The organism is Polaromonas sp. P3_C2 (genome assembly GCF_056402675.1).
This window is the reverse complement of the sequence record NZ_JBFUGX010001034.1, coordinates 1-1,013: the sequence shown is the minus strand read 5'-3', so window position 1 is coordinate 1,013 and position 1,013 is coordinate 1. Positions and strand designations below refer to the sequence as shown.

Sequence of the window (1,013 nt, the reverse complement as noted above, 5' to 3'; positions counted from 1 at the left end):
GCCGTAGAGGCCGAAGCTGGCCGGGAACGGCGGCTTGAAGCGCGGCTGGCCTTTTTTGCCCTCGAGCGACTCGAGCAGCGCGGTTTCTTCGCCGCAGATGTAGGCGCCGAAACCATGCGAGGCATGGAGCTGGAAGCTGTAACCGCTGCCGAAAATGTTGTCGCCCAGCAGGCCGGCAGCGCGTGCTTCTTCCAGCGCTTCTTCAAAGCGCTGGTAGGTCGCGAAGATTTCGCCGTGGATGTAGTTGTAACCCACGCTGATGCCCATGGCGTAGGCGGCGATCGCCATGCCCTCGATCACGCTGTGCGGGTTGTACTGCATGATGTCGCGGTCTTTGCAGGTACCCGGCTCGCCTTCGTCCGAATTGCAGACCAGGTATTTCTGGCCCGGGAACTGACGCGGCATGAAGCTCCACTTGAGCCCGGTCGGGAAACCCGCGCCGCCGCGGCCGCGCAAGCTGCCGGCCTTGACTTCAGCGATGACCTGGTCGGGCGTCATGCCCTCGCCGCCATCCTGCTTGAGGATTTTGCGCAGCGCCTGGTAGCCGYCGCGCGCTTCGTAGTCCTTGAGCCGCCAGTTGCTGCCGTCGAGGTCAGCCAGGATTTGCGGATTGATGTGCCGGCCGTGGAAGCAGGTCTGCACGCCAGTAGCCGAGAACTGCGACAGCACGCTCTGCGCGGCCGCGCTGTTGGGTGTCAGGGGTGCGAGCGTCATGGTTGCTTTGCCTCGGCGGATTGAAGGCCTTCGATGAGCTGGTCCAGCTTCTCGTTGCTCATGAAGCTGCACATGGTGAGATCGTTGACGAGCATCACCGGCGAATCCGCGCAGGCGCCCAGGCATTCAGACTGCTGCAGCGTGAAAAGACCGTCGGCGCTGGTCTCGCCCATGACGATGCCCAGCTTGTGCTCCAGGTGCTTGAGCGCCTTGGCGCCGTCGCGCAGCTGGCAAGGCAGGTTGGTGCAGACGTTGAGTTTGTACTTGCCAACGGGGCGCTGGTTGTACATGTTGTAGAA

General features: G+C 62.9%; 1 protein-coding gene and 1 pseudogene. Both read right to left on the bottom strand.

The features are described 5' to 3' along the window. Nucleotides 1-714: pseudogene (locus tag AC1DWI_RS24375) on the bottom strand (NADH-quinone oxidoreductase subunit F); the annotation flags it as partial. Further along, nucleotides 711-1,013: NADH-quinone oxidoreductase subunit NuoE family protein (locus AC1DWI_RS24370; RefSeq protein WP_477726070.1), on the bottom strand; the 303-nt coding region annotated here is incomplete at its 5' end. The pseudogene AC1DWI_RS24375 and the gene AC1DWI_RS24370, both read right to left, overlap by 4 nt.